Annotated in this window: 19 protein-coding genes; 7 read left to right on the forward strand and 12 right to left on the reverse strand. The window is 68.2% G+C overall.

All coding sequences use genetic code 11. The features are described 5' to 3' along the window. Positions 1-2 precede the first annotated feature (2 nt). The 4 genes from ACZ6TI_RS36085 to ACZ6TI_RS36100 form a co-directional block, all read right to left on the reverse strand. Positions 3-410, reverse strand: coding sequence for a TIGR03668 family PPOX class F420-dependent oxidoreductase (locus tag ACZ6TI_RS36085; RefSeq protein ID WP_465349706.1), 408 nt, complete (start codon positions 408-410; stop codon positions 3-5). Further along, a complete protein-coding gene (locus ACZ6TI_RS36090) occupies positions 407-1237 on the reverse strand; it encodes an LLM class F420-dependent oxidoreductase (RefSeq protein ID WP_465349707.1) in 831 nt (276 codons plus the stop codon). Before ACZ6TI_RS36090 ends, ACZ6TI_RS36085 begins: the two co-directional genes overlap by 4 nt. Positions 1238-1308: 71 nt before the next feature. Next, positions 1309-1572, reverse strand: coding sequence for a hypothetical protein (locus ACZ6TI_RS36095; RefSeq protein ID WP_465349708.1), 264 nt, complete (start codon positions 1570-1572; stop codon positions 1309-1311). 331 nt (positions 1573-1903) lie between these two features. Continuing rightward, the gene (locus ACZ6TI_RS36100) at positions 1904-2392 is read right to left on the reverse strand and encodes a GNAT family N-acetyltransferase (protein ID WP_465349709.1); all 489 of its coding nucleotides are present in this window, start codon (positions 2390-2392) and stop codon (positions 1904-1906) included. A gap of 247 nt (positions 2393-2639) precedes the next feature. Between ACZ6TI_RS36100 and ACZ6TI_RS36105 the strand changes: the two genes are divergently transcribed. Continuing rightward, the gene (locus ACZ6TI_RS36105; protein ID WP_465349710.1) at positions 2640-3665 is read left to right on the forward strand and encodes a helix-turn-helix domain-containing protein; all 1026 of its coding nucleotides are present in this window, start codon (positions 2640-2642) and stop codon (positions 3663-3665) included. Beyond that, a complete protein-coding gene (locus ACZ6TI_RS36110; RefSeq protein WP_465349711.1) occupies positions 3662-4774 on the forward strand; it encodes a hypothetical protein in 1113 nt (370 codons plus the stop codon). Before ACZ6TI_RS36105 ends, ACZ6TI_RS36110 begins: the two co-directional genes overlap by 4 nt. Here ACZ6TI_RS36110 and ACZ6TI_RS36115 read toward each other — a convergent pair. The 4 genes from ACZ6TI_RS36115 to ACZ6TI_RS36130 all read right to left on the reverse strand — a co-directional run bounded on the left by ACZ6TI_RS36115 (position 4771) and on the right by ACZ6TI_RS36130 (position 10719). After that, entirely contained in the window at positions 4771-7386 is a 2616-nt protein-coding gene (locus tag ACZ6TI_RS36115; protein WP_465349712.1) for an MGH1-like glycoside hydrolase domain-containing protein, read from the reverse strand. The two genes, ACZ6TI_RS36110 and ACZ6TI_RS36115, sit on opposite strands and share 4 nt — an antisense overlap. A gap of 918 nt (positions 7387-8304) precedes the next feature. Continuing rightward, positions 8305-9429: a type III PLP-dependent enzyme gene (locus ACZ6TI_RS36120; protein WP_465349713.1), complete on the reverse strand. Its 1125-nt coding sequence runs from the start codon at positions 9427-9429 to the stop codon at positions 8305-8307. Between the two features lie 176 nt (positions 9430-9605). Continuing rightward, entirely contained in the window at positions 9606-9827 is a 222-nt protein-coding gene (locus tag ACZ6TI_RS36125; RefSeq protein ID WP_465349714.1) for a DUF397 domain-containing protein, read from the reverse strand. Positions 9828-9870: 43 nt separating this feature from the next. Then, entirely contained in the window at positions 9871-10719 is an 849-nt protein-coding gene (locus tag ACZ6TI_RS36130) for a helix-turn-helix domain-containing protein (protein ID WP_465349715.1), read from the reverse strand. 266 nt (positions 10720-10985) lie between these two features. On the opposite strand from ACZ6TI_RS36130, the gene ACZ6TI_RS36135 reads away from it, so the two are divergent. Together ACZ6TI_RS36135 and ACZ6TI_RS36140 are read left to right on the forward strand one after the other, a co-directional pair. Further along, positions 10986-11624 carry a GOLPH3/VPS74 family protein gene (locus ACZ6TI_RS36135; RefSeq protein WP_465349716.1) on the forward strand — a complete coding sequence of 213 codons (639 nt, stop codon included), beginning with the start codon at positions 10986-10988 and terminating at the stop codon, positions 11622-11624. Positions 11625-11686: 62 nt separating this feature from the next. Next, on the forward strand, positions 11687-13216 hold the full coding sequence (locus ACZ6TI_RS36140; RefSeq protein WP_465349717.1) for an APC family permease: 1530 nt from the start codon (positions 11687-11689) through the stop codon (positions 13214-13216). 222 nt (positions 13217-13438) lie between these two features. Here ACZ6TI_RS36140 and ACZ6TI_RS36145 read toward each other — a convergent pair whose 3' ends face one another. From ACZ6TI_RS36145 to ACZ6TI_RS36155, 3 genes are all read right to left on the reverse strand, one after another. Continuing rightward, the gene (locus ACZ6TI_RS36145) at positions 13439-13990 is read right to left on the reverse strand and encodes a GNAT family N-acetyltransferase (protein WP_465349718.1); all 552 of its coding nucleotides are present in this window, start codon (positions 13988-13990) and stop codon (positions 13439-13441) included. Between the two features lie 699 nt (positions 13991-14689). Continuing rightward, positions 14690-15364: a response regulator transcription factor gene (locus ACZ6TI_RS36150; RefSeq protein ID WP_465349719.1), complete on the reverse strand. Its 675-nt coding sequence runs from the start codon at positions 15362-15364 to the stop codon at positions 14690-14692. After that, entirely contained in the window at positions 15361-16572 is a 1212-nt protein-coding gene (locus tag ACZ6TI_RS36155) for a sensor histidine kinase (protein WP_465349720.1), read from the reverse strand. Before ACZ6TI_RS36155 ends, ACZ6TI_RS36150 begins: the two co-directional genes overlap by 4 nt. Before the next feature lie 226 nt (positions 16573-16798). Here ACZ6TI_RS36155 and ACZ6TI_RS36160 point away from each other — a divergent pair, with 226 nt between their 5' ends. Both ACZ6TI_RS36160 and ACZ6TI_RS36165 read left to right on the forward strand, forming a co-directional pair. Continuing rightward, positions 16799-17251, forward strand: coding sequence for a DUF1707 SHOCT-like domain-containing protein (locus ACZ6TI_RS36160; RefSeq protein ID WP_465349721.1), 453 nt, complete (start codon positions 16799-16801; stop codon positions 17249-17251). 58 nt (positions 17252-17309) lie between these two features. Continuing rightward, the gene (locus ACZ6TI_RS36165) at positions 17310-18125 is read left to right on the forward strand and encodes a metal-dependent hydrolase (protein WP_465349722.1); all 816 of its coding nucleotides are present in this window, start codon (positions 17310-17312) and stop codon (positions 18123-18125) included. On the opposite strand, the gene ACZ6TI_RS36170 is transcribed toward ACZ6TI_RS36165, so the two are convergent. Continuing rightward, positions 18109-18954, reverse strand: a complete 846-nt coding sequence (locus ACZ6TI_RS36170) for an oxidoreductase (RefSeq protein ID WP_465349723.1) — start codon at positions 18952-18954, stop codon at positions 18109-18111. The two genes, ACZ6TI_RS36165 and ACZ6TI_RS36170, sit on opposite strands and share 17 nt — an antisense overlap. Before the next feature lie 61 nt (positions 18955-19015). Between ACZ6TI_RS36170 and ACZ6TI_RS36175 the strand changes: the two genes are divergently transcribed. Then, entirely contained in the window at positions 19016-19936 is a 921-nt protein-coding gene (locus tag ACZ6TI_RS36175; RefSeq protein ID WP_465349724.1) for a LysR family transcriptional regulator, read from the forward strand. The last annotated feature ends 703 nt before the right edge of the window (positions 19937-20639 follow it).

Below are 20639 nucleotides of genomic sequence, written 5' to 3' on the forward strand. Positions count from 1 at the left end.
CCCTAGCCGGGACCCCAAACCGTCCAGCGCCGCACCGCGATCTCCACGAACGGACCTTGCGGCGGGTCGGCGACATATTGCGGATACTTCGCGCTGAGTGCGGCCAGCCCCTCCGCCGAGAAGTCACGCACGGTGGCGATCCCGTCGGCCCGCACCCACCACAGCCGCGTCCAGTCCTCCTCGTAGTGGTCCGCCAGCAGGCTCACCCGCGGCTCGGCCGCGATGTTCGCCAGGCGTCGCAGGCTGCGGGATCGCTTGGGCTTCCCGTCGACCGCACTGAAGATCACCGCACCGGCGACGGCAAACACCATGGGTACGAGGTGAGGGGCCCCGTCCTCACCAACGGTGGCGAGCCGGGCGACACGGGCGGTGGCGAACCGTTGCGCCGGTGTCAACGGAGTCGGCGTCAATGGCCGATGAACTCACTGATCGCCTGCTCCCACTTCTCGAGCCGGCGTTCGATCACGCTCCAGCCACCCGATGGCAGCCAGGCCGACGCCCGCAGCACACCGGCCTCGGCGAGCTGTTCGAGCGCCTTCGGGTCCGGCGGCACGCTGAGCACCTGCACCGGGACCGGCCGGTCGGCGCGCTGCTGGAGTTCGGCGATGCGGCTGAGCAGGTCACGGTCGTGCCATTGCGGGAACCAGCCGTCCCCGTACTCGAGAACGCGGTCCAGCACGGACGGCCCGCCGCCGCCGATGTAGACCGGTGGCCAAGGCTTCTGGGCGGGTTTGGGCCATGACCAGATCCGATCGAAGTCGACGTGCCGTCCGTGGAAGGACGCCTCGTCCTGACTCCAGATGGCCTGCATGGCCCGCACCCTTTCCCCTAGGACGGCGACCCGTTGCCGCGGGTCCGTCCCGTGGTTGCGCATCTCCTCGCGGTTCCAGCCGATGCCCACCCCGAACTCGAACCGTCCCCCACTGAGGTGGTCGATGCTGGCCACCTCTTTGGCAGTGGTGATCGGATCTCGCTCGATGACGAGGCAGACCCCGGCGCCGACCCGCAACCGCGTGGTGGCGACTGCCGCAGCCGTGAGCGCAACGAACAAGTCATAGGTGTGGTAGTACTTGCGCGGCAGTTCGGCGCCGCCCGGATAGGGCGTCTCCCGGCTCGCCGGAATGTGCGTATGTTCGGCGAAGTAGAGCCCGCTCTGCCCCCGTTCCTCGACGATCCGAGCGATCTCCGCAGGTCCCACGCCGTCGTGCGTGGGAAAGTATCCGACCCCGAAATCCATGACGGCGATCCTATGCGCGGATCGTCCGGACGGCCGTGCCCCGGCGGGCGCCGAGGCACGGTCGTTCATGCTCAGATCCAGCGCGTCTGCAGGACGAGCACCAGCACGATCAGCACCAGCGAGGTCAGCATCAGAAGCGCCAGCCGCAGCGCCGGCCGGATCATCGTCCAGAAGCCGCCGATGATGTTCCTGATCGCCTCCAGCGCGAACCCCATCAGCATGATCGCCACCGCGAGTGCGATGACCGAGAGCATGTCGTTCGGCGCCGCGTGCTGCGCGGAGGCCGAAATCAAGTCTTCATGTACGGAGGTCGAATGAGGGTTTACCGTGAACATGATGCAGGCCTTCCCTGGCCAAGGAGATGTGTCTGCCGAGCGCCTCCAGGGCTCCACCCCTGGGGGCGCTTCTCGATTTCCGCACCCCGCCGTGCGCGTCGTTCTCGGACGTTGAGGGCGACGTCGATGGGTGGGCCGCGGCTGCGCGGGAGTGAGAGGGTCGTCGGCATCGCTACACCCCTGACCTCTGAGGCGCTTGTTCAGCGCTTCATATGGCCTCAGCTTAAACTTCAGTCACAGACTGAAGTAGAGTGCCGCCAACATATTCACGCGACACTCATCTCACTCATCTACTCAATGACAGCCACGTAATTCTCCGATGTCACCGCGATCAGTCGAATTCGCTGAAGTCCACTGAAGCCGGAGGTTTGCGCCGGTCGAGATCCGCGACGAGCACGTCGTACCGGTCGCCGTCGTCGCCCAGACCGGTCAAGCCCTCGTGGGTGCGGTAGCCGAGCGCCTCGTACAGGCGACGGGCCCGGGCGTTGTCCCAGTCGACCCCGATCAGCAGTCGATCGTGCTCGAGCTCGCGAAGCAGGTCCTCGGCGAGCCGGATCAGGCTCGTGCCGATGCCCCGGCCCCGGTGCGCCTCGACGACACGCAGCCGGAACATGATCGGCACGTGCGGCAGCCGATCACGGATCTCCGCCTCATCCGCCGCCGCCCACGAGATGATCGCCGACCCGACGATCTCACCGTCCACAACGGCCACCAGGACCCGGAAGGCGTCCGGGTCGGCCAGCCGGCCCTCCAGATGCCGCTCCTCGGCGGCCAGCCCCGACCGCAGAGCCTCGACCTCTTTCTCGGCGGCGATCCGCACGTCGCACACTGAACACCGCTCCTCGTGCTCCGTGGACAAGACAGGTCATCCGTTCGAGACCCCGCCATTCTGGCTCTGCACCGCGCGACATCTTCAGGAGAACTTCAGTCAGCGCCTGAAATCTGCCAAGTCACGGCTCGGCATCGGGAACCGCGACGCTCGTTTACTCCTTTCCTGCATCGCCATACCCTCTAGCGATCTAGTCTCGGGCGGAGTGGACTGAACTTCACTGAAGGGAGTGGGTTCGATGCCGAGCGTGACACCTTTGGCCAAGCGTCTGAAAGCACTCCGCTCCGGCGCGGGCATGACTCAGCTCGAGCTCGGGAAGGCGCTGAAGGTGAGCGTCCCGCTCATCTCCTCCTGGGAGAAGGAGGTCGTGCCGCCGAACCAGCGGCTCGACGAGATCGCCCGGGTGTTCAGCGCGCTCCGCGGCGGGAAACCGCAGCTCCGAGAGCCCGGCGAGCTCGATGTCGCCGAGCGCGCGGCCTACGAGGAGATCCTCTCCGAACTCCTCACCCTCCGCGCCCCCGAGCCCTCCGACCTCTCCCTCGTGCAGAGTCCGTTGAAGTTCGGCTCCGGAGAGGCGATCACCATCGTCTGCTCGGCCGTTCCCGGCACCCGGCGAGCCACCTTCGGCGACGTCGAACCCAACGACGCCAACTTCATCGACTCCTACAAGTACGCGGACCTGGACGCCCTGATCGAACTGCTGCCCGCGGTGGTGGCGCAGAACCCGACCAGCCGGGTCACCGTGGGCACGGCCGGCGAACTCTCCACCGACGACCTCACGTCGCACCTGATCGCGCTCGGCGGGGTGGACTGGAACGGCGTCACCGAGGCGTTGATGAGCTACCTGGAGAACGTGCCGGTCAAACAGGTGCGGCGGGCGGTCGACGAGGATGCCGGCAGCTTCGAGGTGCGGCTCGGCACCGGCGAACGCCGCGTCCTCGCCCCGCATGTCGTCCGCAAGGGCAAGAAGACCACTCTCCGGGAGGACGTGGCGCACTTCCTGCGCGCTCCCAATCCATACAATCGCCAGCGCACGCTCACCATCTTCAACGGAATGTTCAGCCGCGGCAGCTACGGGGTCGTGCGCGCGCTGACCGACCCGAAGATTCAGGAACGCAATGCCGCCCATGCGGTGGAACGACTGAACTCCGCGGACACCTACAGCGTGGTATGTCGTGTGAAGATCGTCGCCAACGAGGTTGTCGTGCCCGACTGGACCGTCGCGGAGGACCGCCTGCACGAGTGGCCGGAGGACGTCGCTTGAGCATCAGCACGCGGGGCCACGTCGACGAGACCGCCAACCCGCAGCAGCCGACCCACCGCCGCCTGCTGCACCGGCCGGCCTCCCGCCCCGCCATGACCGCGACCGTGGACGCGGTCATCGTGCCCGCCGCCCGGCACGCCTCGCAGCTCAAACCGGCCGCGTGGCTGGCGGCCAACCTCGGGGCGCCGCTCGTCGTGCTGTGCAGCCACGACGCCTCCGCCGCCGAGGTCCGGGCCAGCTGGTCCAGAGACGCCACGGTCGTCGCCGTCGATCTCCGCGGCCGGCTGCGCCTGCCCAAGATGCTCACCACCGCCACCATCGGCCGCACCGAGTTCGCCCGCAAGGCGGACACCGCCGCCAAACGCAACGTCGGGCTCGCCGTCGCCCGGATGATGGCCTGGGAACGGGTGCTCTTCCTCGACGACGACATCGAAGGCGTCGAGCCCGACCCGATCCAGCGCGCGGCGGCGCTGCTCGACGAGTTCGAGGTCGTCGGCCTGGACAACCTCGGCTTCCCCGACAACTCGGTGGTCTGCCACGCCAACCGCGACACCGGCGGCTTCCAGAGCACCTTCATCGGCGGCGGCGCGATGCTCTTCCGTGGCACCCGCGCCCACTCGATGTTCCCGGACATCTACAACGAGGACTGGTTCTTCGTCCTCGACGGAGAGTCGATCTCGCGCTGCGCCATCGACGGGCGGTTCTCCCAGAAACCGTTCGACCCCTACAAGAACCCGGGCCGGGCCGGCTCCGAGGAGTTCGGCGACTGCCTCGCCGAGGGCATCTTCGCCCTGCTCGACACCGGGCGGGCCATCCGGGACGCCGACCACGCGTTCTGGGTCGAGTTCCTGACGTCCCGGGCCGAGTTCATCGACGACATCCTGGACCGGCTGCCCGGCACCTCGATCTCCCGGTTCCGCCAGGGACAGATCGCCGCGTCACTGCACGCGGCGGCGGCCAGCCTGCAGACCATCACACCCGAGCTGTGCACGTGGTATCTGAAGGCGTGGCGGCACGATCTGAACCGCTGGCGCGACTGGGTCACCCGGCTGCCGCAGGGCCTGACGATCGAGGAGGCGCTCGCCCACCTGGGCCTGCACCAGCGCTAACGGTGCAGGTCGAGGATCAGGTCGACGACCAGGGCGGTCCATCCCGTCTGATGCCACGCGCCCAGCCCCGCGCCGTTGTCGCCGTGGAAATACTCCGGGAAGACGATCAGGTCCTTCCAGTCCGGATGGTTCTGAAACAGCTCCTGGGCGCCGTAGATCGGGCGCCGCCCCCACGAATCCGGCACGAACAGCGACACCAGCCGGCGGGAGATGTCGTCGGCCACCTCGGACAACGGCACCTTCACCGCCGAGCCGGTCGGATATTCCACCTTCAGGTCGTCGCCGAAGAACGCCGCGAACTCGCGTAACGCCTCCACCAGCAGGTAGTTCACCGGCATCCAGACCGGGCCGCGCCAATTCGAGTTGCCGCCGAACAGGCCGCTCGTCGACTCGGCCGGCTCGTAGCCGACGGTGAATTCGGAACCGCCCAGGGAAACCGTGAACGGCTTCTCCAGATGCGCGCGCGAGAGCGTTCTGAGGCCGTAGTCGGAAAGGAATTCCTCGGGGTCGAGCATGCGGGCCAAAATGCGCATCAGCTGGTCCTGACCGACCACCGACAACAGTCGCTGCCGGCGGCCGTCGGCGGAGAGGCGACGGGCCGAGATGACGTCCGCGTAATCCGATTGGTTGGCCATCATCCAGCGCACCCGGGCGGCCAGTTCGGGCAGCCGATTGAGCGTGCCGGCGCTGAGCCGGGTGGTCGCCGCGAGGGGCAGCAGACCGACGATCGAGCGTGCTTTCAGCGGCAGCCGATGGCCGTCCGGCAACCGCAGCACGTCATAGAAGAAGCAGTCCTCGTCGTCCCACAATCCCTGCCGATAGGCCGCCTCGGCGATGTAGGCGAAATGCTCGAAGAACTTGGTCGCCATGTCCTCGTAGGTGCGATCGTGCAACGCCAGCCGGATCGACATGTCCAGCAGATTCAGCGCGTACATCGCCATCCAGCCGGTGCCGTCGGACTGCTCCAGAACACCCGCCACGGGCAACGCCGCCGACCGGTCGAACGGGCCGACATTGTCCAGTCCGAGGAAACCGCCCTCGAAGACATTGTTGCCGCCGACGTCCTTGCGATTCACCCACCAGGTGAAATTGAGCAGCAGCTTGTGCATGGTGCGGGCCAGGAAATCGAAGTCGCGGCCACCGTCGATTTCGAACAGCCGCAGCGCGGCCCACGCGTGGACCGGCGGATTCACGTCACCGAACGCCCATTCGTACGCCGGAATCTGGCCGTTGGGGTGCATGTACCACTCGCGGAGCAGCAGCAGGAGCTGGGACTTCGCAAAGCCCGGGTCGACGCGCGCGATGGTCACGCAGTGGAAGGCGAGATCCCAGGCCGCATACCACGGGTACTCCCACGGATCCGGCATCGAGATGACGTCGAAGCTGTTCATGTGCCACCAGGCGTTGTTGCGCCCGTAACGCCGGCCGGGTGGCGGCGGCGCCGATCCGGGGTCGCCGGTCAACCACTGCTTCACATCGAAGTGGTAGAACTGCTTGCCCCACATCAGCCCCGCGATCGCCTGCCGGGCCACCGCGGCCTCCTCGGCCGACGCCGCCGCCGGAATCAGCTCGGCGAAATACTCGTCCGCCTCCGCCCGCCGATCCCGTAACACGGCGGCAAAACCCTCCCCAAGATCAATTTCTTCGGGTACGCCGTCCGTCCGCACCAGCCGCAGCCGGATCTCCCGGGTCTCCCCCGCCCCCAGCGTCACCACGTAGTGCAGCGCGCCCTTGGTCCCGACACCGGCCGGGTTCACCGTCGGAGCGCCGTCGACCACGTGGTCGTTGATGCCGTCCTTCGGATACGTGGTGGTGCCCGGCTGCCCCCAGAGACGCTGCGCATTGGTCTCGTTGTCACACAGCAGAGCAGCCGGCTCCCCCTCGCCACGCAACGTCAGGCGTCCGAGGCTGCGGTGCGCGCCGTCCAGCCGGCCCGGCGTGCCGGCGATCGACGGCACCGGCCGGTTCGCCTGTCCCCACGACCAGGTGTTGCGGAACCACAGCGTCGGCAGCACGTGCAGGGTGGCCGGCTCCGGCCCCCGATTCGACACGGTGATCACCATGCAGGTGTCGTCCGGCGCGGCCTTCGCATAGTCGACGGTCACCGCCCAGAACCGGTCTTCGTCGAACACGCCGGTATCGACCAGCTCGTACTCGGGTTCTTCCCGCGACCGCTGTCCGTTGACCCGGACCAGCTCGTCATAGGGGAACGCGGCCTGCGGATAGTGGTAGCGCCAGGTCATCCAGCTGTGCGTCGGCGTCGAGTCCTGATACCACCAGTACTCCTTGGCGTCCTCACCGTGGTTGCCGCCGTCGCCGCCGAGCCCGAACATCCGCTCCTTGAGGATCGGGTCCGCCCCGTTCCAGAGCGCGAGGGCAAAGCAGAAGAGTTGCCGATCGTCACAGAAGCCGGCCATCCCATCGTCATTCCACCGATAGGCCCGCGACCGGGCGTGGTCGTGCGGGAAGTAGTCCCAGGCCGTGCCGTGCTCGCTGTAGTCCTCGCGGACGGTCCCCCAGGCACGCTCGGCCAGATAGGGTCCCCAGGCCCGCCAGGGTTCCGCGCCGGCGTCGGCCTGCGCCAGGCGCACGCGCTCCACGCCTTCGGTCACCCCCACATCCCGATCTCCCAGCAGTCGACCACACAGAGATTGTCACCGCGCCGTGTTACGAACGTTTACCTGATCTTCCCGCTCGCAACATCCGAAGAAGATCAAAGTCACATCCGCCGCCGCCGCACGAGCGAGGCACTCCCCACGACACGGGCGCAGACCCAAACCGAAGCTGTCGGACGAAAACGCCGCCCCGGCATGTCGCCGTCCGGGTTTCATCAGGTACTGGCCCGTGCGGGCCGCTCAGATGAAGGTGCATGAGCGGCGTCCCGGGATGTCGGAGAGGGCGCTGATGGACGCCGCCACCAGCCAAGGCGGCCAGGCGGCCGAGGGCGGTAGACGTTGATGGCCACAGCCTCACGAAGCTGATGCCGACCGGGAAGCTCGGCAGGCCCGAAAGGCAACGCGGGCAACGGAATCGCGGCGCCCCGGAGAGGCCCCGACCGGCTGCCGGCAACGGAATCGAGGGCGCTCAGGGAGAGGGCTCGACCGGTTGGCCCGCCGCACCCGCAAATGGGGTACCAGGTCGGTTGAACCGGCGCCCACCGCCCGGTGAATCGGGCCGGAAATGGCGGCCACGGACATTCGCTACAGCTCGGGTACCCCGGCCGTCGTGACTAATTCCTCCGAGGTTCCCGGGACGGCATTAATCACCGGTTGGGGTGAGCGCTGGTGGGCACGGGCGTCGCCGGGTGGGCGCATCGGTCTGGACGCGTCAGCGGCCAGATGCGTCCGCCCGGCCCTCGGCGTGAGCGACGGTCCGCACCACCCCCGAGCCACGACATCCAGCCCTTGACCTGCCCTTTGTCGCCCGAACTGCGGCTCGGCCCGCCAGCCATCACACACGCCCTAGAGCGTCCTAGGAGGATAGGCCGTATGTGAAAGACGGACTGGAGCCCGGTCACTCGGACGGGTGAGTCAGGTCAGGACGATGCGCGGCGGTGGGAAGCCGTGAAAACCCGTCGTGTACGTCGACGTGTACGCCCCGGCCGAGCCCACGAAGATCTCGTCGCCCTCGCGCAGGTCGGCGGAGAGTGGCACGCCGGTCGCGAACGTGTCCTGGCTGTCGCACGTCGGGCCGGTCACGTTGAACGGCCGGCGCTCCGCGGAATCGCGGCTGTCGCGCAGTGGATAGCGCAATTCGCCGCCCGATTCGAGCGCCTCCATCATGCCGTTGAAAACGCCCAGATCCGTGTGTGCCCACCGCACTCCGTGCCGCATCGCCACGCCGATCACCCGGCAGCGGAAAGTGCCCGCCGCGGCCACCAGGCAGCGCCCCGGCTCGGCCACGACCTCAACCTCATAGGGCAGCTCGGCCCGCTTCAGCGCCAGCACCCGGCCGAACTCCGCCAGCGACGGCACACCGCTCGAGTAGCGCGCGGGAAAGCCGCCGCCGATGTCCACCACCGCGATCCGGATGCCGTCCGCGGCCACCTGCGTGATGACCCGGCGCACGTCGTCCATCGGCGCGGCGAGCGCCTCCGGCGACAGCGTCTGCGATCCCATGTGGAAGGTCAGCCCGCGCGGAATCAGCCCCAGCTCACGCGTCATCCGGCAGAGGCTGATCGCGGCGCCCGCGTCGACGCCGAACTTGCCCTCGCTCGGCACCAGGCTCTCCTGCGGCGCGGTGGCCAGGCGCACATAGATCTCGCTGCCGGGCGCGACCGCGGCGGTGCGCTCGAGCTCCTCCGGCGAGTCCGCCGCGAATCGGCGGACGCCGGCCGCGAAGGCCGCGGCCGTCTGCGAGCGCGCGCGGACCGGGTTACTGAAGATCAAGTTCTCGGGGGGTACGCCGAGCCCGCCGAGCAACGTCATCTCCGCCACCGACGCGATCTCGAACCCGCATCCGGCCCGCCGCAGCGCCTCTAGCACACCCGGATCCGGATTGCATTTCGTGGCGTAGAACGGGCGGACGCCAGGGAACGCGGAAGTGAATTCCGCGACCGCGGCGACAAGCCGCGCGGCGTTCATTTCCAGGACCGGCCCGACGGCGAGTGGATCCTCGCTTAACGGCGCCTCGATTCCGATGACGGGGTTGAGCATCGCAAACCCTTCACGTCGCGTGACGGGGCCGATGCTCAGCGTACACGAAATGGGCAGCCATAGAAAATGCAGGATGCTGCAACGCCCCGTCAAGAGGCGTTGCAGCATCCGCACAATGGTTCCGCACCCGAGAAGTTGACCAAGAGTGACCACTTCCCATCGGTGCGTGCCTATCGCTAGGCTTCGGGTTGGATGTCGAACTCGCCATCCTTTGTTGAGCCCACAAAGGCGATCCACTCCGCCTGGGTGAACATGAGAGCCGGTCCCGACCGGTTCTTGCTGTCGCGGACGGCAACACCTGTGTCGAGGATAGCGACCTCGACACAGTTGCTGCCGCCGCTTCCGTTGCTGCGGCTGGCCTTACGCCAGACAGCACCGTTGAGATGGTGCGTAGGCAACCCTAAGCACCCCCCTTCGATATGTTGTTGTCTCGAAGAGCTCTCACAACTGCAGGAGACTCTCGATCATCTTAAGGGACATGCGATGATCGAGCGCCCTGGCGCTCAATCGATCGAACTCTTCCCGGTAACGGGCAACCTCGCTGGGTTGTTCCTCGTACAAGTCTCCCGCAAGTCCCTCAAGATATACAACATCCAAATGGGTGGTCTCCCGAAATTCCAAAAGCGCAGCGGGCCCGCTTAGGAACAGATGTTCGCCGGCGTTGAGCGGCACAATCTGGATCGTCACATTCGGTGATTGAGCGGTTTCAATGAGATGCCGCAACTGGTCCGCCATGACCTCTTCGCCGCCGATCGTGCGGCGCAGCACCGACTCGTCGATCAGCGCGGACAGCTCGAGCGGGTTGGATCCGGTCAGCCGGTTCTGCCGGGTGAGCCGCAGCGAGATCCGCCGATCGATGTGTTCGCGCTGGTCATCGGGCAGGCCGGTGACCAGCAGGGCGCGCATGTATTCCTTCGTCTGCAGCAGCCCGGGCATCACGGTCGGCTCGAACACCCGCATCGCGGACGCGCCCGCCTCCAGCCCGACGAAGTTGCCGGGCCGCATGACGTCCTTGTAGTCGGTCCACCAGGACCGCTCCTTGGACAACCGGGCCAGGTCGACCAGCGCCTCGCGGTATTCCTCGTCGCGCACGCCGTAGAGCGTCAGCATGTCGCGCACGTCGCGCGCGCTCACCGCGACCCGGGCGGTCTCGATGCGGGTGACCTTGGCCGTGTTCCACTCGAAGTGGCGGGACACCGCCTCCTGAGTCATGTGGGCGCGCTCGCGACACTTCTTCAACTCGGCGCCCAGCCGGCGCCTGCGCAGTGTCGGACTCTCATCCACGGTCACCAGGACCCCCTCGGACTACATGCAGGGACCCGATCCTACTTCCGGCCACCGACCATGATCCAACGAGGACGTCCGCCGAGGACCGCAATTGATCGAATCGAGCTCCGAAGCACATTGGACATCGAGCTTCGTACTCGAAGTCTAGTACTTCTTGTATTGACCTTGGGGTTGGGTACATGATGCGCCAGACAGCGAGTTAAGGCGTCTTCACGGGCAGTCGCGCCCGATGACGTGATAGGTCGAGTGTCTATAAGGGGCGTGGCGGCGTGTTGGCTGACCAGTACTTCCTGATCGCGCACGAGGATCGGACCGGCCGGTCCAGGTTGCATCCTCGGGCCACCGGCCTGGGATTGGCGGCCGCCTTGCTCGGGGAGCTGATGCTCGAGGGCCGCGTGCGCATCATCGAGGGCGATCTGCACATCGTGAGCCGGCAGCCGCCCGGCGACGCCCTGGCGCACGACATCCTCGACCTGTTGATCGCGCAGCCGCAGCACCGGGAGGTGCGCACCTGGCTCGCCTTCCTCTCGCAGGACGCGGCGATCCGGGTCGGCGAGCGGCTGATGCGCCTCGGCGCGGTCGAGCCGGTGACCAGGCGCAAGATGCTGAGCACCCAGACGCTCTACATGCCGAACAACGCCGAGCAGCGCAACGCCGCCGCGTGGGCCCCGGCCCGGCTGGCCAACCTGCTGATGCGCGGCATGGACATGAGCGTGAGCGACCGGATCCTGGCGGGGCTGATCGCGGCCACCGGGCTGACCCGCCACGTGCTCTATGACTACGCGGTGCACCGCCAGGCCTTCCTGATGCTCCCGAGCGCCGTCAACTCGCTGCCCGGCGACCTTCGCGAGCTGGTCGAGTTCACCGAGGCCTCGGTGGGCTCGGTGCTGACCGCCGGCCGCCGGTGACCGCTGTGGGCCGCCACCACCGGCGGCCGGACAACATCGACCAATGGGCCGGGAGGCTGTTGATGGCGCGTAAGGACCCGGAGCCGGACATCATCGCGAGGGCTCTCGCAAAGAACCGGCTCGGCGTCCCGTCCGTGGTTTTCTTCGGTGTGGCCGGCGCGGCGCCGCTCACCGTGATCATCGGCTCGATCTCGGCCATCTACGCGATCATCGGCAGCACCGCGGTGCCGATCGTCTATCTCGTCGTGGCCGCCATCCTGTCGCTGTTCACCGTGGGCTTCGTCGCGATGAGCCGGCACATCGTGAACTCGGGGGCGTTCTACTCCTACATCAGTCACGGTCTCGGTCGGGTGATCGGCGTCGGCGCCGCCTTCGTGGCGCTGCCGGCCTATTCGCTCATGCAGATCGGCCTCTTCGGACTGTTCGGCTCGGCCGCGTCCGGCATCCTCGCCGCGATGGGGCTCAATGCCAGCTGGTACGCGTGCGCGCTGGTCGCCTGGGGCCTCGTGGCGGTCCTCGGCATGCTGTGGGTCGACCTCAGCGGCCGCGTGCTGGCGGTCCTGCTGGTCCTCGAGATCAGCATCGTGCTGATCTATGACGCGGTGATGGTGGCCAACCCGGCGGGCGGCCAAGTGACCCTCGAGACCTTCTCCCCCGCGCCGCTGATCACCCCGGTGGTCGGCTCGCTGCTGGTGCTCGCGATCGCCGGCTTCGTCGGCTTCGAGGCCACCGTGGTGCTGAGCGAGGAGGCGAAGGACCCGAAGCGCACGATCGCCCGGGCCACCCACTGGGCCGTGCTGCTGGCCGGCGTGCTCTGCGCGATCTCCGCGTGGGCCATGTCGGTGAGCACCGGTCCGGACCAGATCGCCGCGGTCGCCGCCGAGCACAAGACGGACCTGGTGTTCACCCTGGTATCGCCACATCTTCCCGGCCCGCTGGTGGACATCGGTTACGTGCTGTTCCTGACCAGCGTGTTCGCCGCGCTGCTCGCCTTCCATGCCGCCGTCGCGCGCTATCAGTTCGCGCTGGGCCGCGAGGGTGTGCTGCCCGCGGCGTGGGGGCGCACCCACCCGCGCACCGGCGCGCCGACGATGGGCTCGGTCACGCAGAGCCTGCTCGCGCTGGGGGTGCTGTCGGCATATGCGGCGGCCGGTGCCGAGCCGCTGGTGTTCGTCTTCGCCTGGCTGACCACGATCGGCGGCCTTGGCGTGCTGATCCTGATGTGGGCCGCGTCGGCCGCGGTGATCGCGTTCTTCGTGCGCAGCCGGCGCGGGGAGAACGTGTGGCGGGCGATCATCGCACCGCTCACCGCGTTCCTTCTGCTGTCCGTCGTGCTCGCCGCGACGATCATCGGATTCGGCGAGCTGCTGCAGGTCAGCGGGGACTCGCCGTTCCAGTGGCTGATCCCGGTGCTCTATCTGGCGGTGGCCGGCCTCGGCTTCATCTGGGCGACGGTCATGCGCGCCGCCCGGCCGGAGGTCTACGCCGCGATCGGCCGGGGCGCGGACGGCCGGGTCAGCATCCTGACCGAGACGGCGCCGCCCAAGTCCCTGCACGCAGACCCGGTTGGTGCCCGTGGCTACCACTACTAGAAGGAACAGCATCATGATCGACGTGTTCGCGGGGTGGCCCCGGCGAGACAAGCGGAACGAACAGCCGGCGGAGCGGAACCGTGCCGTCGACCGGCTGCTTCCCGATCAGACTCTCCGGCACGGCTGTGAGTGCCGGAGCACGATTCAGCTCCCCGACGGGTCGCCACCGGTGTGGCCGAAGTGGAGGTCGCCTATGGCCTCATGACCACACAACTGCATCGTTCACGCAGCGGACGGGAACTGGTATAGCCAGTACGACTGCTGGTCGATCCGGTCGAACTTCATCTCCGGTGCCCACCGGCTGATCATCATCCGGAACACCCTCGACATGTGCCGCTTCTGATCGTTGTGAGTGCAGATGTCGAGGCCGACCAGTCCGTTCTGGTTCGACGCCACCAGGTACATCTGCTCCACCAGGTCAGCGAACGCCCGACGGCCCTGGGCCTCCGGGTGGACGGCGACAAAGCCGATGTACCAGATGCGTTTGGTGGCGTAGTGGTCCGGCCAGTGACGCTCGAACCACTCGGGCGCGATCAGTGGCACGGCCTCCAGATCGTTCGTGTACGTGGCGATACCGCACATCGTGCCGTCATCCCGGAGAGCCAAGTACTTCGACACACGCTGGTCTTTCATTACCGCTTCGAACTCGTCGCGGTACATGAGGTGCCGCTGCACAGCCAGCGACCGGAGTTCCTCGAAGCTCTCTTGGTAGAGGCCCCATGCGGCGTTGATGGACTCGTCATCGATGATCTGGTCGATGATTTTGACAAGCATGCTCGTTGCACCCCCGAGGGTCGTCGGCAAACGACCCCGCTCGTCGTACTCACTTAGGTCGATGATTCTTGACCAACACTGTACGAAGCGTGACGTGAATACGACAATGCGTGCTGGTCAAACTATTTGTGCCAATCGTTGACGAACATGATCGACTACCGCCTTTGTCCGGTCTTGATCAAGGACGAATCGCTGGGCGGCTGCCGCCTCGGACACCCTGCCGAGGCGGCAGAGCAGTGCTCGCCACAGGGCTCTGACCAGGCAATTCGCCGACATTGAGTCGCCTCCGCCCGCGGCTCGGAACGCCCGCCGGCGACGCCCCGCCGGCCGCCGAGATGATCGAGGCGGCACGGCTGATCGGCGTCCTTTGTGGTCGCATGTCTCAAAGTTGCGGAGCGTGATCGGAAATTGCTCGCACCGAGTGACGGCGGCCGCCACCCTGTGCAACCGGTTCTCCGCGCGCGAAATGGCGTCGATCATTGAGCGGGGCGTCGGAAGGCCGCGGATTTCGCTTACCGACTGCGGCGAACCGCCGCCACAAAAGCCCCGCAACCAGGCGAAACGTGCAACGAATGATTACTCACGAGCTACCCACCAGTGACTGATTGTGATCGCTGCACTGGACCCCGAGATCTAGACTCCGACACGCAATGCATTTCTGCTGGTTCAGCGCCTGATGAAAGCCGTAATTGCCGCAGGTCAATTGAGCCATCCAGGGCGGATAAGACCGGCTTCGTAGGCATAAACCACTAGTTGTGCCCGATCGCGTGCGCCGAGCTTGATCATCGCGCGGCTCACGTGGGTCTTCGCGGTGGCCGGACTGATCACCAGACGGGCGGCGATCTCGTCGTTGGACAGTCCCTCCCCGACGAGCACCATCACCTCGCGCTCCCGCTCGGTCAGCTGAGCGAGCTCGGTCGGCGGGGCGCCGGGCCGGCCGCGGCCCCCGGGGGTGGCGAACTCGCCGATCACCCGGCGGGTCACGCTCGGCGAGAGCAGCGCGTCCCCGGCGGCCACCGCGCGCACCCCGCGCAGCAACTCGACCGGTTCGGTGTCCTTGACCAGGAAGCCGGAGGCGCCGGTGCGCAGCGCCTCGAACACGTACTCGTCCAGCTCGAACGTGGTCAGGATGACGACCCGGGTGTCGGACAGCTCGGGATCGGCGGCGATCCGGCGAGTCGCCTCCAGCCCGTCGACGCCAGGCATCCTGATGTCCATCAGCACTACGTCGGGCCGCGTCTCCCGGGTCAGCCGGACCGCCTCGACGCCGTCCGCCGCCTCGGCCACCACCTCGATGTCCGGTTCCGCGTTGAGCAGCGCCCGGAAACCGGCCCGGACCAGGGCCTGGTCGTCGGCGAGCAGAACCGAGATCACGTGGCGTCCTCCGTGGGTAGTGATGCGGTGACCAGGAACCCGCCGCCCGGCAGCGGCCCGGCCTGCAGGCTGCCACCGAGCGCCGCGGCGCGTGCCCGCATGCCGGCGATGCCACTGCCCTGGGCCGGCGCTGCTTCGGCCGGCGCGGGCACGACCGGGCCGTCGTTGCGCACCGACAGCCGCAGCGAGTCCGGCGCGTAATCGACCATGACCTCGGCCTTCGCCTCGGGGATGGCGTGCTTGCGGACGTTGGTCAGGGCCTCCTGCACGATCCGGTAGGCCGCACGGTCCACCTCAGCCGGCAGCGGCCGCTGCACACCGGACATCGTGGTGGTCACCGCAGGCCCGGCACTCCCGGTCAGCTCGTCGAGGCGGTCCAGGCCGAGCGCGGGCTGCCGCGGCGCCTGCTCCTCCTCAGGCCGCAGCACGCCGAGCACCGCCCGCACCTCGCGCAGCGCCTCCGAACTGGCCGTCTTGATCGCGGTCAGCGCCTCGCGCGCCTGCTCCGGCTGGTTGTCCATCAGGTGCAACCCGACGCCGGCCTGCACGTTGATCAGCGACAGGTGGTGGCCGAGCACATCGTGCAGCTCACGGGCCATCCGCAACCGCTCCTCGGAGGCCTGCCGGCGCTCCTGCTCCTCCTTGGCCTGCACCCGCTCGGCGCGGGCCTTGACCATCTCGGCCACGTGCTCGGCCTGCGCCTTGGCGGCGCGGCCGAGGAACATCGTGACCAGCAGGATGCCGGCCAGGAAGAGCAGTTCGCGCAGCTGGGGTCGCGCTCCGGCGGCCAGGCCGAGCTCGTCGTGCAGGAAGACCGAGATCGTCAGGTACGCGAGATAGCCCGCCGCCGCGGCCAGGAACCCGTCGCGGCCCCGTCCCATCTTCATCGCGTTGAACAGCGCCACGATCGGGGCCACCGCATACAGCCAGCGGGGCGCGGCGAACGAGGCGAAGCCGAGTGACGCGGCCAGCGTGATCACCAGCACGAGCAGCGGGGCCTTGCGCCGCCAGCCGAGCGCCAGCGGCCCGAGCACCAGCAAGCCATAGGTGAAGACGTCCATCGGACGGAAGACGCCACCCTCGGCGGCCAGCCGGTAGGCGCCGATCACGTGAAACAGCCCGGCACCGATGACGGCGCCGGCCGGGGGCCCGTTGTGCTGCCGCCGGTCCGGGCGCCAGCGCGGGTTCTGCCAGGCCGGGTCGTCCACGTGTCGAAACTACGGCACACCCGGACCGGTGGGCATCAACATGACGCGGCGGTGCCTCGTACCCCGGTGGGAGTAGTTGATTGATCTTGGATGAGCCGCCGGGAGTAGTTCGGGCGTGGCGTGTCCTACCAACGGGGCGTTCAGGTTGCGTCCGCGGGCCGACGCGGCGGGACCCGGATTCGCCGACTCTTGGTGTCAGACCGCTCGTTCCTCGAGGAGGGCACCCGTGACCACCGACGACGCCACCCGATCCGGCCCCAACCGGCTCCGCACGTCCGACAGCGAACGCGAGCAGGTCGCGACCGTCCTGCGCGCCGCGATGACCGAAGGCCGCCTCTCGCTGCAGGAGGGCGAGGAGCGGCTCGGCGCCTGCTATGCCGCGACCTACCGCGACGAATTGCTGCCGCTCACCTCCGACCTCCCCGACAACGGCCGGCACGCGCTGGCCACCACCCCGCAGGCGATGGCCGCGACACGCCGGGACCGCCGATCCGCCGGCGGCTTCCTGGTCGTCGTGACCCTCGCGCTGACCGGCCTGTGGCTCCTCTCCGGAGCGCACTTCTTCTGGCCGATCTTCCCGCTCTTCTTCCTGTTCATGGGCTTCGCCAAGAACCACGGCCGGCACCCGCACCACCATCACCCGCGGCGTCAGCAGGTCGCACCCTGGAACGCACCGTAGTCCTCTGTAGACAGCCGGGTCGTTGATCGGCTCGCATCGCTCTGTCACTCTGGCGCCCATGATGGGTCCGTCACACGCACTGTCGGGCGCGTCGGTCTGGCTCGGCGGCAGCTGGGCCTTGGATCACTTCCTGGGGTACGAGCAGAGCCCGCTCGCCGTGACCATCGGGGCGACGGTGTGCGCGGGCGCGGCATTGCTGCCCGACCTGGACCTCTCCGGCAAGGTGACGCGCAATCAGGGCGGCGCGACCGTGGCCCGGACGTTCGGTGTGCTGTCGCTGTTCGTGGCCGAGGTGATCGAGAAGGTGTCGCTGGGCATCTACTCGGTCACCCGGATGCCACGGGACCCGCGCCGGACCAACGGGCACCGGACCTTCACCCACACGCTGGTCTTCGCCGGGCTGGTGGGCTGGGGGACGACGTCGCTCTGCGCCGCGTACGGGAAATGGGCCGTTCTCGGGGTGTTGTTCTTCATGGCCGGGCTGGCGTTGCGCGGGCTGTTCGACCGGTGGGCCGAGCGGGCCGGTTGGCTGATCGTGACGCTGACCGCGGGCGCGGTGGCGGTGCTGGCGGCGGCGAACCTGCCGGCCGACCGCGGATTCCCCCTGCTCGGCTCCGCGGTCGGCGTCGGCTGCGTGGTCCATCTCTTCGGCGACATGATCACCCGCAGCGGGGTGCCGCTGCTGTGGCCGATCCCGCTCGGCGCCCGGATGTGGCGGATGATCGGCGTGCCGGACACGATCGCGGTCCGGGCCGGCGGGCCCGGCGAGATCTTCGTGCTGCGCGGGCTCTTCACGATCGTGGCGCTGCTCGCGGTGGTGGCGATGTTCGCGCCCGGGCTGTTCCCGGCGATGGGCATCAACGCTCTTCGGTGAAGGCGGTCGCGCGGGACGTCTGCTCCCAGGTGCGCAGCTCGGCGGTCACCGACTCGAGGTGGGCCAGGATGCCGTCCACCGCGTCGTCGCCCAGGGGCAGGCGCAGCGGGGTCACGTCGGCGTCGAGCGCGGCGATGATGGCCGCGGCGGCCTTGGCCGGGTCTCCCGGCTGCGACCCGTCGACGCCCTTGATCATGCTGCGGGTGGGGCCGGCCGTTTCCGCGTACGCCGGGATCTCCGCGCTCTGCACCAGGCCCGCGCCGGAGAAGCCGGTGCGGAACGCACCCGGCTCGACCACCACGACCTTGATCCCGAGCGGGCGGACCTCCGCGGCGAGCGCCTCGGAGAAGCCCTCGAGCGCGAACTTCGTCGCGCAATAGGCGGAGAATCCCGGGTACGCCACCTGCCCGCCGAAGGACGACATCTGCACGATGGCGCCGGACTTGCGGTCGCGCATGCCCGGCAGCACCGCGCGGGTCAGCGCCGCCGGCCCGAAGACGTGCAGCTCGAAGATGTCCCGCAGTTCGGTGTCGGTGGTCTCCTCGACCGCACCCACCTGGCCGCGCCCGGCGTTGTTGACCAGCACGTCGACCCGGCCGTAGCGGCCTCGCACATCGGCGACCACCCGCTCGGCCGCACCCGGCTCGGTCACGTCCAGCCGCACCGCCTCGACCTGGTCCGGGTGCGCGCCGGCCAGATCGTCCAGGGCTTCCGTGCGGCGGGCGGTCGCCACCACCACGTCCCCCGCTCCTACCGCCGCCTCCGCGATCGCCCGGCCGAAGCCGCTGCTCGCCCCGGTGATCAGCCACACTCTCGTCGCATCGCTCATGGGTCCACCTTCGGCGCCGGTCGGGCTTGGCGTCCAAGACCCGTCGTGATAGCCAATGGTTATGGATGTGCATCTGCGGGACCTGCGGTACTTCGTGGCGGTGGCCGAGCAGTTGCACTTCACCCGCGCGGCGGAGGCGTTGTTCGTCAGCCAGCCCGCACTGTCCAAGCAGATCCGGGCGCTGGAGACGCAGCTGCGAGCCGACCTGTTCTCGCGGGACCGGCAACACGTGACGCTGACGCCGGCCGGGGAGGCCTTGCTGCCGGTGGCGCGATCCCTGCTGTCGGCATGGGAGGACGGCATCCGCGAGGTGGCGGACGCGATGGCGGCACAGGCGGCGACGCTGGTCGTCGGCATGAGCACCGGCCTGGGCCGCGGCCTGCTGCCGGCGGTGCGGGCCCGATTCGCGGCGGCGGCGCCGTCAGCCACCCTGCGGCTCCGCCAGGTGGACTGGGCCGACCCGGCCGCCGGCGTCGGAACCTCCGAGGTGGACGCGGCCTTCGTCTGGCTGCCGGTGCCCGACCCGGCACGCTTCTCCTGGACGGTCATCACCACCGAGCCGGTCCTGCTGGCAATGCCGTGCGATCACCGCCTGGCCGAACGATCCTCGCTGGACATCACGGACGTCCTCGACGAGCCGTTCCTGGCGCTGCCGGCATCGAGCGGCGTGCTGCGATCACACTGGCTGGCGCTGAACTCGCGCGGCGGCCGCCCACCGGTGATCGGCGCGGAGATCGCCAACACGGAGGAGACGGTGGAGGCCCTGACGGCGGGGTTGGGGGTGTGCCTGGTCGCGGCGGGCAACAAGCCGCTGGTCTCGCGCGAGGGAGTGGTGTGCCGGCCGATCACGGGGGTGCCGCCGTCGGAGTTGGCGCTGTTGTGGCGGCGAGGCGATTCGCGGCCTTTGTTGGAGCGCTTCCGGGAGGCGGTCCGGCAGGCTTCTGCGTTGGCTTCGGTCAAGAAGCAGAAGGCTGCGCCGTAGGGCCGCTGGGTGCTTTGCCGGGGCTTTGCTCTGCACACATATACGCAACACCTCCCCCGGGCTGGTCTTTGACTTCTACTCACCGCATTGCTTCCTCAGGGGAGGCGACCGAGTGCCCGCTCTTCACGCCCTTTGCTCTGCTTCCTCAGGGGAAGCGGTCCCCGCCCTCGCTCTAGCCCTTTGCTCTGCTTCCTCAGAGGAAGCGGTCCCCGTCCTCGCTCCAGCCCTCTTTGCTCTGCTTCCTCGGAGGAAGCGGCCCCCGCCCTCGCTCCAGCCCCCTTTGCTCTGCACACATATACGCAACACCTCCCCCGGGCTGGTCTTTGACTTCTGTTCACCGCACTGCTTCCTCAGGGGAGGCGACCGAGTGCCCTCACTTCACGCCCTTTGCTCTGCTTCCTCAGGGGAAGCGGTCCCCCTCGCTCCAGGCCCCTTGCTCTGCGCCCTCAGAGGAAGCGGCCATGGTCCGGGACCGCTTTGACCGGTAGACCGACCGTGCGCTTGCTCTGAACACATCGAGGAAGCAGCCCCGGGGGCCACGGCCTCTCTGCCCGGAGAAGCGGCTGCGCTCTTGCTGTAAGCACATGAGGCACCACCGACTGGAGGACTGGGGCACTTGGCGCTGATCACTAAATGCGGATCACGCCGCGGGAATCTCTGAACCGAGGAATCACCGTGACCGCGCGCCGGCGGTCCGGGGTCC

The organism is Actinoplanes sp. NPDC051388 (genome assembly GCF_055586225.1).

What these genes read in the sequence shown, in the direction of transcription:
- ACZ6TI_RS36090 (WP_465349707.1), bottom strand. Translation starts at nt 1,237, where the DNA reads ATGGATTTCGGGGTCGGATACTTTCCCACGCACGACGGCGTGGGACCT.
- ACZ6TI_RS36095 (WP_465349708.1), bottom strand. Translation starts at nt 1,572, where the DNA reads ATGTTCACGGTAAACCCTCATTCGACCTCCGTACATGAAGACTTGATT.
- ACZ6TI_RS36105 (WP_465349710.1), top strand. Translation starts at nt 2,640, where the DNA reads ATGCCGAGCGTGACACCTTTGGCCAAGCGTCTGAAAGCACTCCGCTCC.
- ACZ6TI_RS36120 (WP_465349713.1), bottom strand. Translation starts at nt 9,429, where the DNA reads ATGCTCAACCCCGTCATCGGAATCGAGGCGCCGTTAAGCGAGGATCCA.
- ACZ6TI_RS36140 (WP_465349717.1), top strand. Translation starts at nt 11,687, where the DNA reads ATGGCGCGTAAGGACCCGGAGCCGGACATCATCGCGAGGGCTCTCGCA.
- ACZ6TI_RS36145 (WP_465349718.1), bottom strand. Translation starts at nt 13,990, where the DNA reads ATGCTTGTCAAAATCATCGACCAGATCATCGATGACGAGTCCATCAAC.
- ACZ6TI_RS36165 (WP_465349722.1), top strand. Translation starts at nt 17,310, where the DNA reads ATGATGGGTCCGTCACACGCACTGTCGGGCGCGTCGGTCTGGCTCGGC.
- ACZ6TI_RS36170 (WP_465349723.1), bottom strand. Translation starts at nt 18,954, where the DNA reads ATGAGCGATGCGACGAGAGTGTGGCTGATCACCGGGGCGAGCAGCGGC.
- ACZ6TI_RS36175 (WP_465349724.1), top strand. Translation starts at nt 19,016, where the DNA reads ATGGATGTGCATCTGCGGGACCTGCGGTACTTCGTGGCGGTGGCCGAG.